This window comes from Chitinophaga niabensis (assembly GCF_039545795.1).
In the GTDB taxonomy this organism is placed as follows: Bacteria; Bacteroidota; Bacteroidia; order Chitinophagales; family Chitinophagaceae; genus Chitinophaga; species Chitinophaga niabensis_B.
Window position 1 is genome coordinate 6,854,247 of the sequence record NZ_CP154260.1, and the last position, 16,527, is coordinate 6,870,773.

Consider the following 16,527-nt stretch of genomic DNA (forward strand, 5'->3'; position numbering starts at 1 on the left):
CCATGCATAATCGCACATTCATTAGAGATGACTATACGCTACAAGGTTCATCTGCTGATCTCAGCCATATTTTGTTGCGCTACCTGGAATGCGCAAGCCCAGGTACTAACAATGAAAGATGCTGTACAAACGGCTTTGAACAATTACGGGACCATTAAAGCCAAGGCCAATTACTTAAACGCTTCCAAGGCTACCGTTCAACAATCCAGGAGGGATTACCTCCCCAATCTTAATATTTCGGCCCAACAGGATTACGGAACCGTCAATGGGCAGAATGGCCCGCTGTATGGTTTTGGCGGTCTTGGTGTGGCTTCCTCCGGTTTGCCTTTACCTTCTCAGAACTGGAATGCCGCTTTTGGCGCTTTGTACCTGGCCAATATTAACTGGGAATTTTTTGCATTCGGCAGGGCAAAGGAAAAGATCAAAACTGCAGCATCTGTGGCCGCACGTGATGAGCGCGACTGGCAGCAGGAACAGTTCCGGCATGAAGTGAGAGTGGCAGGTGCCTACCTGAATTTACTGGCGGCACAGCGCTTAACAAATTCCTGGGAGCGCAACCTCGAAAGAGCGGATACTTTCCGTGCTGTGGTAACACGCCGTGTGCAGAATGGATTGATTGCCGGGGTGGATTCCTCCCTCGCTAATGCAGAAGTTTCCAATGCCAGGATAGCCCTTACAAAAGCCAAAGATCTGGAGCAGGAGCAGGGAAATGTACTGGCGCAATTACTGGGTGTGGCACCCGCGGAGTTTGTGCTGGACAGTCTGTTCATTACACGTTTGCCTGCTGCCATCACAGATACTGCTGCATTAAACCCGGATACGCATCCTCTTTTACAATATTACAAAAGCAGGATCCTGCTGAGTGAGGAACAGGAGAAATATATCAAAACCTTCAACTACCCCGCCTTCAGTGTTTTCAGTGTATTACAAACGCGGGCTTCCGGTTTCCATAATGATTATGCGCAGGACCAGACTTCTTACACACATAATTATTGGGAAGGCATCAAACCTACCAGGAGCAATTACCTGCTGGGCATAGGTGTTACCTGGAACCTGACGAGTCCTTTAAGGGTACGTCATCAATCTGCGGCACAGGATTTTACTTCCAAAGCATTACAGAATGAAATGGAAGTAGTGGACCAGCAATTGAAGGCGCAGGTGGTACTGGCAGATACTAAAATGAAGAACGCGCTGGACAATTACAGGGAAGCCGCTGTACAGATCAAATCCGCAGCAGATGCTTATTTACAGAAAACAGTGATGTACCGTAACGGACTGAGCACACTGGTAGATGTAACGCAGGCATTGTATGCATTGAACCGCGCGGAAACAGACCGGGATATTGCTTATAGCAATGTGTGGCAGGCCTTGTTGCTGAAATCTGCGGCAGTAGGCAACTTCGGGTTATTTATCAATGAATTCTAATAGCTAGATAATGGGACTGATTAAAAGCGCACTGAACAAACCGATAACGATCCTGGTATTAGTAGCAGGGTTATTTTTCTTCGGTATCAAAGCGGTGCGGCAGATTAAGGTAGATATCTTTCCGAAACTGGAATTACCGGTATTATATATTGCGCATCCGTTTGGTGGGTACACACCTAACCAGATGGAAGCTTTCTTTGCCAAGAACTATGTGAACATCCTGCTCTTTGTGAATGGTTTGAAATCCATTGAAACAAAGAACATTCAAGGCCTTACCCTGATGAAACTGAGCTTTTATGAGGGAACTGATATGGCGCAGGCCGCAGCAGAGGTATCTGCTTTTAGTAACAGGGCACAGGCTATTTTCCCCCCGGGATCGCAGCCGCCGTTCATTGTTCGTTTCGATGCATCCACTTTGCCGGTGGGAGAGTTGGTATTGAGTAGTGATAAAAGAACGAACAATGAACTGATGGACATGGCGAATGTGTATGTAAGGGCATCCTTTACTTCTATTCCCGGTCTGGTAGCGCCACCACCTTTTGGTGGTAATATCCGTACCGTGGTGATCAAAGCAGATCCTGAAATGCTGCGTTCCCACAATCTTACGCCGGACCAATTGGTGGAGGCACTTCGTTTAAACAACCAAACAGCTCCTTCCGGTAACGTGCGTATCGGCGATAAGAATTATCTCACCCCTACTAATACCAATATCACCAATATCAAAGATTTTGAGAACATCCCGCTTTTCAAAGGTGGCGTGCAGAATCTTTACCTCCGTGATGTTGCTACAGTAGAGGATGGCGCAGATATTGCAGCCGGTTATGCCTTGGTGAATGGTAAACGTTCTGTATACATCAACGTGGCTAAATCCGCAGATGCTTCTACCTGGGAAGTAGTGCAGAACCTGAAGAAATCTATTCCGCGTTTACAGTCTTCTTTGCCGGAAGATGTAACGCTCACCTATGAATTTGATCAGTCCACTTATGTGATGAATGCTGTGAAGAGCCTGATCAGTGAAGGTATCATTGGAGCAGTATTAACGGGTTTAATGGTAGTATTGTTCCTGGGAGACCTGAGAGGGGCATTGATCGTGATCCTTACCATTCCGGTATCTATTATTTCCGGGGTATTGTTCTTAAGCCTCTTCGGGCAAACGATCAATATCATGACGCTGAGTGGTCTCGCTTTGGCCATTGGTATCCTGGTGGATGAAAGCACAGTAACGATTGAGAATATACACCAGCACCTTGATATGGGGAAACCCAAGGCGCTGGCTATCTGGGATGCCTGTAAGGAGATCGCGTTCCCGAAACTGCTGATCCTTTTCTGTATCCTCGCCGTGTTTGCGCCGGCATTTACAATGACAGGTATCCCCGGATCCTTGTTCCTGCCGCTGGCATTGGCGATCGGTTTCTCCATGATCACTTCTTATTTCCTTTCACAAACCTTTGTGCCGGTAATGGCCAACTGGATCATGAAAGGCCATAAAAAACATGCACATGTCCCCAGTGCTGCCAGCGAAGGCGATACCTGGGAACAGAAGAAAGAACTGGTGGAACGTGCAGATAGCAACAGAGATGGAAAGATCAGCCGGTTTGAAAAATTCAGGGCACGTTTTATGCGCTTCATCAATCGCATGATACCTTACCGCAAACCTATTGTGATAGGTTACCTGATAGTGATCAGCGCAATTGCCTTTTTACTGCTGACGAATATCGGGCGGGATGTGTTACCGAAAACAAATGGTGGCCAGTTCCAGGTGAGGATCCGTTCTGAACAGGGTACAAGGATGGAACGTACGGAACAGCGAACATTAGCAGCCCTGAAAGCTATAGAAGAAGTGATCGGGAAAGAGAATATTTCCATCACCTCAGCTTATGTAGGGCAACACCCTTCCCTGTTTTCTGTAAGCCCTATTTATCTGTTCATGCCCGGGCCGCAGGAAGCAGTGATACAGGTGAGCCTGAGTAAAGAGTATCATGCAGATCTGGATGAATTAAAAGAAAAGTTGCGTGCAAAAATAAAAGAAAGAGCGCCTGAACTTTCTCTGTCCTTTGAACCTATTGAGCTGACAGATAAGATCCTTAGCCAGGGTTCTCCCACACCTGTAGAGGTGCGGATCTCCGGCAGGAATAAAAAACTGAATGAAGAATATGCAGAGAAACTGATGGCGAAACTGAGAGGGGTTTCTTATCTACGGGATGTTCAATTAACGCAATCCACTAAATATCCTGCTATCAATATCGACATTGACCGTACCCGCGCAGCACAGCTGGGCGTGGATATGACAGATGTTACCCGTTCATTGATCGCTTCCACTTCTTCTTCCCGTTTAACAGAGAAAAATGTTTGGGTGGATGAAAAGGCTGGTTTGATGTACAGTGTGCAGGTGCAGATCCCGGAGAACAAGATGACGAGCATAGATGATATCAGTGAAATACCGATCCTGAAAAATTCAGCCCGTCCTGTGTTGGGAGATATCGCCACACTTACGCAAACCACTACATACGGAGAGAACGATAACCTTGGTGCCATGCCCATGCTTTCGGTAACAGCGAACCTGAATAATAAAGACTTAGGTACTGCTACAAAAGATGTACAGGCTGCAATAGCTTCTCTGGGAGAACTGCCCCGTGGATTAGCAATGGAACCGATCGGGCTTTCCAATACCTTAACGGAAACATTGGATAGCCTGGAATCAGGATTGCTGGTAGCCATTGTGGTGATCTTCCTGATGCTGGCTGCGAACTTCCAGTCCTTCAGCGTTTCCTTTGTGGTTTTAACAACCGTACCGGCTGTAATATTAGGTTCTCTTGCATTACTGATGCTCACGGGTTCTACCCTGAACCTTCAGTCTTACATGGGTATCATTATGTCCGTAGGGGTGTCTATTTCCAATGCGGTATTGCTGATCACCAATGCGGAACACCTGAGGAAACATAACGGTGATTCGCTGGCCTCTGCAAAAGAAGCGGCAGCACTTCGCTTACGTCCCATCCTGATGACGAGCCTCGCGATGGTAGCAGGTATGATACCTATGGCGATTGGCCATGGAGAAGGAGGAGACCAGGTGTCGCCATTGGGCCGTGCGGTGATAGGAGGGTTGGTAGCTTCTACATTTGCCGTACTGATCATTCTGCCCCTGGTATTTGCCTGGGTACAGAAAAAGGCATCCATTGCATCCGTTTCCCTTGATCCTGAAAATAAAGAAAGTAAACACTATATACCTTCGTTGTATGATCACAATAACAAATAGAATACTGATAGCAGCCGTAGCGTTGGCTGGCTGCGGTGTTTCGCAAAGTAAAACAGACACCCGCAAGGACGAAGCTGCTTCAGTTCCCGCGGTTGCCACCTTTGCATTGGAGAAAAATATCTTTTCAGCATCCCTCAGAATGCCGGGAGAACTGGTGCCTTTTCAACAGGTGGATCTATATGCCAAGGTGAACAGTTTTGTGAAGAAGTTAAATGTGGATGTAGGGTCTGTTGTATCTGCAGGGCAGGTATTGGCAACGCTGGAAGCACCGGAATTAAGTTCCCAACTGGCAGGCGCTGAATCAAGACTGCGTTCCCAGGAGGCAATATACCTTGCAAGCAAAGCTAATTACGATCGTTTATATACTACCAGCCAAACACCGGGTACCGTTTCACAGAATGATCTGGACCTGGCATTTGCCAAACAGAAATCTGATTTTGCACAGCAGGAATCTGCAAAGGCTGCTTACCGGGAAATCTCTGATAACCGCAATTACTTAGAGATCCGCGCTCCTTTTGCTGGTGTGATCAGTGCCAGGAATGTGAGTGCTGGTGCTTATGTTGGCCCTTCCGGGAAAGGCTCCGAAATGCCGATGTTCACTTTGCAGGAACAGAAGAAATTACGTTTGGTGGTGGCTATTCCGGAAGCTTATTCCAGTTACCTCAAAGATAAAAGTGAAGTAGGTTTTACTGTGAAATCTTTGCCGGGTCAACCATTCAAAGCAAATGTAAACCGTCTTTCCGGCGCGCTGGATAGCCGTTTGCGCTCTCAGCGTGTGGAAATGGACGTGTTGAATAACGATAAGAAATTATTACCGGGTATGGTAGCGGAAGTGAGCATTCCCTTGAATACAACAGACAGTGTATTTGTTGTACCGGTTACAGCAGTAGTAAGTTCTACTGAGAAAATTTTCGTGGTACGGCTGAAGGATCAAAAGGCGGAATGGGTAGAAGTAAGGAAAGGCAGAGATGCAGAAGGAAAAGTGGAGATATTCGGAGCACTCAACAGCGGGGACATATTAGTAGAAAAGGCAAATGACGAGATCAGGAATGGCTCAGCTTTAACTTCTAAAAAGTAAACAGGGATTATGCTTATGTTAAAGGCCAGATGATGAATTTGGTAAAAAGAAAGGTTGACGAATCAGAGACAGGGATTAGAGAAAAGGGGGAACAGCGCGGTGATAGGCGTTGTTCCCCTTGTGTTTTTAGCACTTACTTACCCAACCACTTCTTAAAATCATTCGCCCGTAACCGGCTGATGATAATATCCTCATAGGCGGGTGGTTTTACCATAAGTTTGATCTTCCCATCAAACCAGGCATAGGCCTGATCAATGGCATTAAAGCTCACAATGAACTGGCGGTTCACCCGGAAGAACTTCTCCGGGTCCAGCTGGCTCTCCAGTTCATCCAGGTTATTATCTATAAGGTGATGGGTATCTGAAAAAGTGCGGATGTAATGTAAACGCTCCCGCGTATAGGCAATCGCTACCTCATTAATATGGAGAGAAAAAAGGCGGGTTCCCTGGCGCAGGAGGAAACGGCTGCGGTATTCCTTTTGTTGCAGCTGCCGGATAATACCGGCTATCTCAGATTTGGATTGTGTTAAAGTAAAATGCTGCCGGAACTTTTCCAGGGCAAAAGCAAGGTCTTTTCTTTTAAGGGGTTTGAGTAAATAATCGATGCTGTTGTATTTAAATGCCCGCAGGGCATATTCATCAAAAGCACTCACGAAAATAATATGACTGTTCACTTCTACTTCCTGGAAAATATCAAAGCTCTTTCCATCTCCCAGTTCGATGTCCAGGAAAATGATATCCGGTGCCGGATTGTCTTTCAGATAACCTACCGCCTTTTCTACCGTATCTAAAACACCCAATACCTGGATGCTTTCATCTTCGGCGGCCAGCATCTTTATTAATTTTTCAGCGGCTAAGGTTTCGTCTTCAATTACAAGTGCTGTCATTCTTCAACGGTTTCATATGTATGGTGGGGAATGAGCGGGATCATTACTTTAAATAGCTCGTCCTGTTCTGTTATCCTGGGTGTTCTTTTCACCGGTAGTAATTCATACCGGGAACTGATATTGCGTAAACCTGTTTTTTCTGATGGCGGAGGATTCCTTTTCTTCTGCAGGTTATTGCAGATGTACAGCTGATCTTCGTCATCTGTATAAAAGCGGATAGTGAGCGGCTGGCTCTGGGAAACGATATTATGTTTTACGGCGTTTTCTACCAGGAGCTGTAATACAAACGGAGGTATAAGAAAATCATCGTAACAGGCATCCACCTGCATATCTATGACCAGTGCATCGTTAAAACGCGTGTGCAGCATGAGCAGATAAGAAGAAAGGAATTCCCTTTCCGCTTTAAAAGTAGTGAGCGCCTTACCATTATTTTTCAGCAGGTAGCGGTATACCATGGCCATTTCTTCCACATACCGTTCTGCTTTTTCCGGGTCCTGGGAGATCAGTGAGGTAAGGCTGTTCAGGCTGTTAAAGAGGAAATGTGGCTTTATCTGGTCTCTGAGGAATTTGTACTGAATATGAAGGGTGCTCTTCCGGATGTTCTCTGATTCAATGAAAAGCCTTTTCCATTGGCGTACATAATATACACATTCATATGCGCCGATCACCAGCGAACAACATAACATATTCAGACCGGCGATATAAGCAAATTCATGATGCAGCCCTATCCACCTGGAAAAGAGAAACCCGGCAACAGAAACCAGTAGTGAAATAGGCAATCCATATAAAACAATGAGGCGTAATTTCTTTTTAAGATGGATGATGCCGCGTGCTTTTCTCCGGGTGAGCAAAATGATCCAGAGTGCGCTTTCACTGGCCATGATGGCATAAAATGCAGAAACGGCAATGGTCAGGTAACTGATCGTTGCAACGTGGAACAGGAGGAGTAGGAAGATGAAAAGAAAAACAGGCGCATAGCACCTTATTTTTTTTGTCGTCATTGTAAATAGATTTAGTTGCGCATGTCCGCTAACAATTCTTTGGGGCTATTGGGGCACAAGTTAAGTGCAGATTTTGGACGGGGGTATCACATAAGTATGTATTTAAACAGAAAAAAACGCCCAAGTTGTCTTGGGCGTTACGTAGAAGTACGTAATTATGAGTAATTGTCCGTTGATATTATTGTACGTTGTAGTCCACTACCACATTTTCCACCAGCATTTTATTTCCTTCATACACTACTTTTTTACCAGCGGGCACAATCACTATAACAGTAGCTTGTTGCGGAGGCAGAATGATATTAAAGGAATCAGAGACCTTACGGGCTATAAAACTTCCGGTGGTGGTATTGTAAAGGTCGGAGCGTTTATCTAATGGCAGTGTGATCTCTCTACTTTCCGGATAGGGATTGTAATAGAGGAAGGTGGGATATGCTTTATCGCGGTAGAAATCTGTTGCCAGCAGGTTCAATTGCAGGATGCCCGGTATTTCCGTTGGGCGGATAATACTGCCAAAGATACCAACGTGTGCACTGCCATATACACTGAACTGGGATACTTCAGGGTTTTTACCCGGTACCCAGTTTGGTCCGTCTCCCTGTGCTACAGGTCCTTTGATATGTGCATATTTTTCAAAACCGGATGTGCGTATCAAGCCTTCATATCCTATTACCCCTTTGGTAGCAGCTGCCATTTGCGGAATGGCTTCATGTTCATCCGGCATATGTGCAGGGTAAAAGAAACGTGCTGCATTGGCGGCATTCAACATCCATTTACCAACTGCTGTGGCATAGGATTGATTGTACCGCACCATAGGAACAAGCGGCCATGCGAAGTCGTAGGTATTCATGAGAAAACCATATCCGCCATGATCAACAGTGCTGCCCACTACACCTGAAATATCCATGCCATTCCAGTTGCCTACGAGTACGCCCCATCCTTCCCTGCAAAGCGGTGTGCCGTCAAAACTCCATCCCAGCATTTTATTCACGGAAAAATCCTTCCCCTGCTCCGCATTGATCCTTGCGGCGAGGTAAGCGCCAAAGGGCATCAGGAGTTCGTAAGTGGGATTCAGCGGTTGTGATTGCAATGCGTTCAAAGCACTGATAGCACCGGTAAGGTATTTCTGATCACCGAATTTTTTGTAAGCGGAGTATAAAACCCATGCATGACCCGCAGCAGCATCCGGCTGTGCGCAGATCTGTGTTTTCATGGGGCGCATTTTACCATAATCGAAATAAGAATAATTGTAGTCACCATGCAGGAGAGAATCTGCGAGATAGAATTTATCTGCAATGCTCCGGGCAATACTATCAAAGCCGGGTTCATTGGGATATTTATCATAGATGGCGTAGAACAATACATTAGGGAATACATCGTACCACCAGTCTCTGCCATAGCCACCACCCAGCAAGGCTACTTCCGGACAGGTATTGTTCATCATAATGTTCCAGCCAATGTCTTTATTGAAATAGTTTTTCAGCATGCCTACATAGTTGAGGCCCCGCTGCTGTGATTTATCGATGCCTACCAGCGATGCTCCCAATATGGCGCCCATGCTGGCCAGGGCTTCATGGAACATGCCTTTGTTATGTGCAGGACCCTGGCGTACATCTCCGATGGCAGTGTATAAACCCACTACGGTCTGCGGATAGTTTTTATGGCTGCTGTCCAGCCAAACTAGTGGCCAGTATTCGCCTGTGGCGTTTGGATCATATACCGTACTGTCGAACTGCAGGGCCAGTTGATGATAATCTATTATTTCCAGCGGCTGTGGCAGGTTGGGCATAGAATCCACTCTGGCAAGGTTTTGCTGCGGCATAGCCTTTTTAGGTGACTCTTTGCAGGCTACCAGCAGTAGCAGGGAAAGGGAACATAAGATCAGTTGCTTCATATAGCCTGTTGAATTTTGTGTAAGTCTTTTTCTTCTTCCAGCATCAGTTCCACTCTTTCCCGCATGATCACTTTTGCTACCCAGATAGAACCAAGTTGCATAACGGCAATGATGATGATGGCATACCGGAGTGCAACCTCCATGGAGAAAAAGTATGCCAGTAAAAGAAAGGTAGCTGCACCCAGGAAGCGGCCTACATATAAACCGGCTTCATGGTTAAGGATGTAAGCGAATTCACCCCTGTTCTCTTTCTTTGCAAGGATGTCTATCACGCTGAACTGTATCGGAAAATAAGCCAGGTCCATTAATGGTTTGGCGAGTAACAGAAAGAGCATGAAGAGTACCACCCCTATTTCGTTATACAAAATACCGTTAAAAAGTGCGGCGATGGTAAATAATATAAGCCCGCCTGCAAATATTCTCAAACGATGGGCGGGGCCGGATACCCTGCCAATGATATACATCAGTACCGCCGCAATGATGGCGCCGATAGATTGGGCTGTACCTAATGCACCTTCTTTCCCCAATAACAACATGATCAGCATGGCAGGTGCCGTTACCAGGAATCCCTGTGCAAGGCCTTTGAGTAAGGCGAGGAACAATAGTTTATACCATAAGGGGTGGAACTTCAGGAAAATATATTTCTTTTGCATGGGATTACTGAAAGTGCCACGGAAACAAACAATGGATGCCAGTATCGTAATTACAAACACCAGCCCGGTAATGATCAGGTACGCACTGTGCGCTCCTCCTTTGCCTCCCCATGTTTCAATGAACCAGCCAATACCTACAGGGATCACCACAGCGATGATGGTGTAGAAGAAAGTTTCTAATCCATAATAGTAATTCCTGTTACCATCGTGCGTGATGGCCAATGCGAGGTAATCACGGTTGGCCCAGTAGAAACCAAAGGACATGCCCATGGTGATCCCCGCAATACCAATACCTGTAAGGCTGAGGGTTTTGAGGGACATCATGATCATCATGGATACACCGCTGAGCAACATGCCGGCGGAGTAAAGTTTTCTGATATTAAAATGTTTCAGCAGGAATCCGTTTAACAGAAATGTCAATGGTATGCCGGTGTAGATGGTTAACTGGTAGATCACTACTTTGGCAGGGTCGTTAGAGCTACGCATCACGTAAGCCGCAACAAAAATATCTATCACCGGCAGCACAAATGCGTACACAATATTCGTCATAACGAGGATGCGAAAGTTATGCGGCTGACTATTGAAGTGGGCTACTTCAGACCTTAATTTCTTAAGCATGATCGTATTTTAGTAATGAGAATATTTCTTTGATGGAAAGCGTTGCACCGCAAACAAATTCATCCGAAGCACCATAATACATAGTAATGGTGTCGTCATTCACGGTATGCCCGTTGGTGAATACTACGTTACCAAAGAAACCGGTAAGTTCGTAAGGTGCAGTAGGTATCATAATGGGTTCTTCTGTACGGGCCAGTACTTTGGAAGGATCATTCAGGTCCAGCAGAAAAGCCCCGAGGCAATATTGATGGAGCTTGTTGGCACCATGGTATATTTCCAGCCAGCCTTTGTCTGTTTTAATAGGCGCACATCCTGCACCTACGCGGGCATTATCCCAGCTTTCTTCCCGGGTTTTAACAATGCATTTATGATTCCCCCAGTGGATAGCATCCGGGGACTCTGCGATCCAGATATAGTTTCCACCAATGTCTACACTGCTGGGGCGATGCAGGGCATAATATTTTCCATTGATCTTTTCTTCGAAGATGGCACAGTCTTTATTATGCGGGGGAATGATCATGCCGTGGGACTCAAATTCCTTCCAGTTGGTGGTAGTACGCATACCAACTCCCACGCCACTGTCAGATACAGCAGTGAAGGTGAGGTAATATTTGTTATCTATCTGCGTTACCCGGCAGTCTTCTATACCAAAGGATTCTAACTTCCCTTCTCCATATAGCGAAGTATATCCTTCCGGTTCATAGAAATGGATACCATCATCACTGCAAAGCAATCGCAGATGGGAGAGGGTGGTGAGGTAATCTACACCGTGATATCTGATCACCCGGGCATCTGTGGCTATCAACGCAGGATCGTCTTTGGGTATCTCCATGATCTTTGTACCCGTAGGTGTGAGGATGGGGAAGGAGATCACATCCACCTGCTGTTCCGGCCTTTCTGCTACCCTTACGATCAGCCATGTTTTATTTTCATACTGAAAAACACCGGGGTTTAAAAGACAGGCGATCAGTAATCCTTCACTACTGGCTTTTAAGTCCCCGGGGGACAACAATGGGTTCGCTTCAAATCGCTTTGCTATATCACTCATATCTGCTGCTTTTAAAATCCTGTATTCTGTGTAATGCTACCGCCTGATTTATCTATTTCACCCTGCGGAATAGGGTAGAGGTAATTTTTATCCTGGAAGTTTTTGCCCATAGCGGTGAGTACTGCTTTGGCTGTTTCCCATCTTTTCAGATCATAGAAACGGTGTGATTCAAAACCTAATTCTACCCTGCGTTCACTCACCAGCCAGGAGGTAACCAGGGCTTTATCTGTAGTGGCAATATTCCTGTTGGGCAATGTACCGGCAGGTGGTAAAGCACCTGTTACGGAAGGGCTTGTTCTTGCACGTGCACGGATGGAATTGATAATGCCAATGGCAGCAGGGTAATTTGCACTTTCATTATAAGCTTCTGCTTTCCATAAAAGCACATCTGCCCAACGGATGAAGATCTTATTGTTGGGAGCATCATCGTTCCCTTTATTGCTGTTATCTGTAGTGCCCAGTAATTTGTAACATGCCTGGTTGGCTACATCTGCCGTGTACAACAACCGTGGATCGTTGGCTTCAAATGCACTGACGAAATTAGCAGTAGGTGCTATAAAACCCCATCCCTGCAAAGCACATAACCCATTCCCGTTACGGGGATTCTTTCCCTGCTGGTGATCATAAGCAAAGATCACTTCATTGTCAGTGAATTCTTTTGCTACACTGAAAGCATCAAAGTAATTGGTATTGAGACTATAGAAACCCAGGCCTTCCAGTTCTGTGATGATGGCAATCACATCTGCCCATTTTTTACCGTACAGTGCTACCTTGGCTTGCATAGCCATCACAGCACCTTTGGAGGCTCTCCATTTTTCTGTATTGTCAGCAAATTTGGTACCGGGTAATAATGGTTTGGCTTCAGCAAGGTCTTTACTGATCTGCTCCAGCACAACAGCTTTCTTTTCTCTTTTTGCTACGCTATAGGCTTCTGAGAAATTCTTCAGTGGTTTCAGCAGTAAGGGAACATCGCCGAAGTTATTCACGAGTTCGAAATAGTAAAAAGCACGCAGGAAGTATACTTCTCCCAACAACCTTTTACGCAGTGTTTCATCAATTCCGATCTTGGTAGTAACAGCAGGGTCCGTTAAATAACTGATAGCAAGATTGGCGCGGGAGATGCCTTCATAATCATAGCTCCACTGGCCATTAAACCCACCATTCGCTGCAGTAAAGCTATAGTTGGAATATTGGTCCATCCAGGCCTGATCCCCATCCGGGTTCCATTTCTTTTGCATATCTCCGGAGGCAATGTCCTGCAGAACAAAATCATTGCGGGTAACGGTACCGCCATCCCACTGCCATTCTCCCAACAGGTTGAGTGTACTGGAAAGCATCTGGTAGGAAGAGGTGACGGAAGAAGTAACGGTTCCCAGTTTGGGATCTGTGTTGATCTGATCAGGTGTTAACAGGCCTATCGGATCTTTATGTAATTGCTTGGTACAGCTACTTAAGATGGCTGTGATGGCGAGTATATGATAGATTGATTTCATGGCTTTACTTTTAAGCGGTAATTAGAACTGAACGTTTACACCAAACAACAGTGCGCGTGACTGCGGATAAGTACCCTGGTCGAAGAAATCAGTGGATTCAGGATCCAGGCCTGTGTAGTCGGTTATGGTGAAAATGTTTTGCGCTGATACATATAACCGCACATTTTTTATGCCGGTATTTGTTCTCTTCAGCATAGCGCCGAAGGAGTATCCTATTTCAAGGTTCTTCAGGCGCAGGTAGGAAGCGTCTTCCACGAAAATATCTGATACCCTGCTGCTGCCGTTATCGTTGAAAGTAGAGCGGGGAACGGTATTACTGGTTCCTTCACCATGCCATGCTTCCAATGTGCGGATGCTGTGGTTAAAAGGACGGGTATCATAATCCGTGATCTTTTTCAGATCGTTGTATTTGTCAACACCCTGTACGCCCTGGAAGAGGATACCGATATCAAAACCTTTATAGCTGCCGGAGAGGTTTAAGCCATAAGAGAATTTGGGATTTGGATTACCAATGAAGGTACGGTCGTTATCATTGATGATACCATCGTTGTTCAGGTCTTTGAATTTGATATCGCCGGGCTTTTCGGAAGGAGTAGGTGTGCCATGTAAATAACTGGTGATCTCTGCCTGGTTCTGGTAGATACCATTCATTACATAACCATAGAAAGAACTCAGTGGATGCCCTACCTGTGTTCTGGAAACATTGCCGGTGATGTTGGGTAAATTGGGGTGCAGTTTTTCCACGTTATTGGTAACTGTGGCTACGTTCGCATTGATATCATACTTAAATGCATGATCATTGTTCCGCAGGTTCAGTGCAATTTCTATACCCTTGTTGGATACTTCACCTGCATTTACAATAGTGGGAGAAACGCTTCCCACTAAAGCCGGGAGGGAAATAGGCAGCAGGATGTCTGATGTTTTCTTAGAGAAGTAATCTACGGAGAGATATACTTTGTTACGCAGGATACCGATGTCTACCCCTATATTTTGCTGGCGGGTGGTTTCCCATTTCAGATCAGGATTGCCATAACGGGAGATCACATATTGATCACCGGTTTTACGCAGTAAAGTGAGGTAAGCATAATTGCCGATCTCCTGGTTCCCCAATGTACCGGCACTGGCACGCAGTTTCAGATCTGAGATCCAGTTAACATCCTGCATGAATTTTTCTTCAGAGATCCGCCAGCCTAAGGAAACAGAAGGGAAATAACCCCACTGGTTGTTTTCGGCAAAACGGGAGGAGGCATCTGCTCTTAAATTTACAGTGGCCATATAACGTGCATCGTAGGAATAAGTAGCAGAACCGAAGAGAGAGAACAGTCCCCATTCTGAACCATTACCGCCATTCCATACATCTGTTTGTGATCCACCATAATCAATGTACTGGAAGGTGGTGTTCACATATTCAAACCGGCTCCTGGAAGCACCAATGGAAGAAGCATAATTAGTGATGTATTCAGTACCTGCCAGTGCGCTGATGTTATGTTTGCCGAAGGCCTTTGTATAGTTCAGTGTATTGTTCCAGGTGATGGTGTATTCTTCGCCCCTGTCCTCATTCAGGCCATTGGGGCGGTTCTTGCGTCCCTGTCCTTTATCTGTGGCATTGCCGCCACCATCGTCATCACCAAAGTTCTGATTGAATGTTTTGTTATGGGTCATATTCAGATCAATACCCAGGTTGGTACGGAATTTCAAAGCATTGTCTTTCAGGAAACCGTACTCTGCATATACATTGCCGAAAGTTTTCAGGCTATTCCTTTTATCATTCGTGAAATAGGCGAGGGCAACGGGATTGCTGCTGTATTCATATTTATTGCTTTCCCATCCGCCATTGGCCTGATCGCTGTGTTTATAGAAAGGCAGATCGGTGAAGGGATCACCAGGTTTGTAAGTAGGATCGCCGGGATCTTTATATACAGGGATCACCGGCGGGCGGATCAATGCATGACGGATAATGCCGGGTGCATCTCCTTTGGAAGATAATTTATCCTGCAGTTCATAAGAGAACTGGAGATTGGTTCCGATGGATAACCTGTTGGTGAGGTTGGCCCTGATATTGGTCCTGAAGTTGTAACGTTTGTACTGGTCATTATCATAGACCACAATCCCATCCTGGCTGTAATAACTACCGGATACCAGGAACTGTATTTTGTCGCTGCCGCCGCTGGCAGATACCTGCAGGTTCTGGGAACGCCCTGTTTCAAACAATTCTTTTTGCCAGTCTGTATTAGCAAGGTCCGTTCTGCTTTTATCTGCTGTATAGGGATTGGTACCTGTAAAACCGGAATTGTTCCAGCTTTCTTCCATCTTATTCATATACTGTTCCCTGTTGAGCATTTTGGGCAGGTTGGCTACTTTTTGGATCCCGTTGAAATAGTTGATATCTATATTGGTAGCACCTTTTTTACCTGTTTTGGTGACCACCACAATTACACCTGCGGAAGCCCTTGAACCATAAATGGCTGCGGCAGAGGCATCTTTCAACACTGTGATGGATTGAATATCTGAAGGGCTGAGGAAGGAGATATCGCGGGAGGGGATTCCGTCTATAATAAATAATGGACTGTTGTTCCCGATCGTTCCTTCTCCCCGGATACGGATACTGATATCTTCACCCGGTGCACCCGTGCTTTGTGTGATCTGCACACCGGCAACCTGGCCTTGCAGAGCTTGTGCCACATCCGGCACCTTTCGCTGATCAAGGTCTGCCATGTTCACGGTGGAAATAGCACCGGTGAGGTTAGCTTTTTTCTGACTGTTATATCCTAAAACCACTACTTCGCCCAAACCGGTTTCTGCAGGTTCGAGTGCTATCATGATAGCTGTTTTACCGGCAACAGGTACTTCCTGTTTCTGGTAACCTACAAAGCTTACCACCAATATGGCATCCTGGGGTACGGTAATGGAGAAAGAGCCGGCAGCGTCTGTAGAAGTTGTTTTTGCTGCATTTTTAACCTGGATGGAGGCACCTCCTAAAGGTTGCCCGAAAACGGAAGTGATCTTTCCGGTGACTTTGATCTCAGTTGATTGTGAGAAAGCAGTCATCTGGAAACACACTAATAATAGTGTAAGTATTTTTTTCATAACGGCGATTTAAGTATTGTGGAATGCTATTACAAAGTAGGTTTATTGCATACCGGGCTTATGCACTATAGTCACATTTTACTGTACTATA

At 45.8% G+C, this 16,527-nt stretch carries 10 protein-coding genes; 3 read left to right on the top strand and 7 right to left on the bottom strand.

The annotated features are described in order from the left end of the window. Nucleotides 1-27: 27 nt before the first annotated feature. From AAHN97_RS27695 to AAHN97_RS27705, 3 genes are read left to right on the top strand one after another with little or no spacing between them, the layout of a single operon-like run. On the top strand, nucleotides 28-1,425 hold the full coding sequence (locus AAHN97_RS27695) for a TolC family protein (RefSeq protein ID WP_343305311.1): 1,398 nt from the start codon (nucleotides 28-30) through the stop codon (nucleotides 1,423-1,425). A gap of 10 nt (nucleotides 1,426-1,435) precedes the next feature. Next, nucleotides 1,436-4,681, top strand: coding sequence for an efflux RND transporter permease subunit (locus AAHN97_RS27700; protein ID WP_343305312.1), 3,246 nt, complete (start codon nucleotides 1,436-1,438; stop codon nucleotides 4,679-4,681). Continuing rightward, a complete protein-coding gene (locus AAHN97_RS27705; protein WP_343305313.1) occupies nucleotides 4,662-5,759 on the top strand; it encodes an efflux RND transporter periplasmic adaptor subunit in 1,098 nt (365 codons plus the stop codon). Before AAHN97_RS27700 ends, AAHN97_RS27705 begins: the two co-directional genes overlap by 20 nt. Before the next feature lie 133 nt (nucleotides 5,760-5,892). Here AAHN97_RS27705 and AAHN97_RS27710 read toward each other — a convergent pair whose 3' ends face one another. The 7 genes from AAHN97_RS27710 to AAHN97_RS27740 all read right to left on the bottom strand — a co-directional run bounded on the left by AAHN97_RS27710 (nucleotide 5,893) and on the right by AAHN97_RS27740 (nucleotide 16,436). Further along, on the bottom strand, nucleotides 5,893-6,645 hold the full coding sequence (locus AAHN97_RS27710) for a LytR/AlgR family response regulator transcription factor (protein ID WP_343305314.1): 753 nt from the start codon (nucleotides 6,643-6,645) through the stop codon (nucleotides 5,893-5,895). Next, nucleotides 6,642-7,646: a sensor histidine kinase gene (locus AAHN97_RS27715; protein WP_343305315.1), complete on the bottom strand. Its 1,005-nt coding sequence runs from the start codon at nucleotides 7,644-7,646 to the stop codon at nucleotides 6,642-6,644. Before AAHN97_RS27715 ends, AAHN97_RS27710 begins: the two co-directional genes overlap by 4 nt. A gap of 178 nt (nucleotides 7,647-7,824) precedes the next feature. Then, nucleotides 7,825-9,537, bottom strand: coding sequence for a hypothetical protein (locus AAHN97_RS27720; protein ID WP_343305316.1), 1,713 nt, complete (start codon nucleotides 9,535-9,537; stop codon nucleotides 7,825-7,827). Next, entirely contained in the window at nucleotides 9,534-10,808 is a 1,275-nt protein-coding gene (locus AAHN97_RS27725; RefSeq protein ID WP_343305317.1) for an MFS transporter, read from the bottom strand. Before AAHN97_RS27725 ends, AAHN97_RS27720 begins: the two co-directional genes overlap by 4 nt. Then, the gene (locus AAHN97_RS27730; protein ID WP_343305318.1) at nucleotides 10,801-11,856 is read right to left on the bottom strand and encodes a glycoside hydrolase family 130 protein; all 1,056 of its coding nucleotides are present in this window, start codon (nucleotides 11,854-11,856) and stop codon (nucleotides 10,801-10,803) included. The genes AAHN97_RS27725 and AAHN97_RS27730 overlap by 8 nt, the downstream gene beginning before the upstream one ends. A gap of 11 nt (nucleotides 11,857-11,867) precedes the next feature. Next, nucleotides 11,868-13,349, bottom strand: a complete 1,482-nt coding sequence (locus tag AAHN97_RS27735; protein ID WP_343305319.1) for a RagB/SusD family nutrient uptake outer membrane protein — start codon at nucleotides 13,347-13,349, stop codon at nucleotides 11,868-11,870. Nucleotides 13,350-13,370: 21 nt separating this feature from the next. Further along, nucleotides 13,371-16,436 carry a SusC/RagA family TonB-linked outer membrane protein gene (locus AAHN97_RS27740; RefSeq protein WP_343305320.1) on the bottom strand — a complete coding sequence of 1,022 codons (3,066 nt, stop codon included), beginning with the start codon at nucleotides 16,434-16,436 and terminating at the stop codon, nucleotides 13,371-13,373. Nucleotides 16,437-16,527: the final 91 nt, after the last annotated feature.

Coding starts and splice junctions, on each gene's coding strand:
- AAHN97_RS27695 (WP_343305311.1), top strand. CDS start 28: ATGACTATACGCTACAAGGTTCATCTGCTGATCTCAGCCATATTTTGT.
- AAHN97_RS27735 (WP_343305319.1), bottom strand. CDS start 13,349: ATGAAATCAATCTATCATATACTCGCCATCACAGCCATCTTAAGTAGC.
- AAHN97_RS27710 (WP_343305314.1), bottom strand. CDS start 6,645: ATGACAGCACTTGTAATTGAAGACGAAACCTTAGCCGCTGAAAAATTA.
- AAHN97_RS27725 (WP_343305317.1), bottom strand. CDS start 10,808: ATGCTTAAGAAATTAAGGTCTGAAGTAGCCCACTTCAATAGTCAGCCG.
- AAHN97_RS27715 (WP_343305315.1), bottom strand. CDS start 7,646: ATGACGACAAAAAAAATAAGGTGCTATGCGCCTGTTTTTCTTTTCATC.
- AAHN97_RS27720 (WP_343305316.1), bottom strand. CDS start 9,537: ATGAAGCAACTGATCTTATGTTCCCTTTCCCTGCTACTGCTGGTAGCC.
- AAHN97_RS27705 (WP_343305313.1), top strand. CDS start 4,662: ATGATCACAATAACAAATAGAATACTGATAGCAGCCGTAGCGTTGGCT.
- AAHN97_RS27700 (WP_343305312.1), top strand. CDS start 1,436: ATGGGACTGATTAAAAGCGCACTGAACAAACCGATAACGATCCTGGTA.
- AAHN97_RS27730 (WP_343305318.1), bottom strand. CDS start 11,856: ATGAGTGATATAGCAAAGCGATTTGAAGCGAACCCATTGTTGTCCCCC.
- AAHN97_RS27740 (WP_343305320.1), bottom strand. CDS start 16,436: ATGAAAAAAATACTTACACTATTATTAGTGTGTTTCCAGATGACTGCT.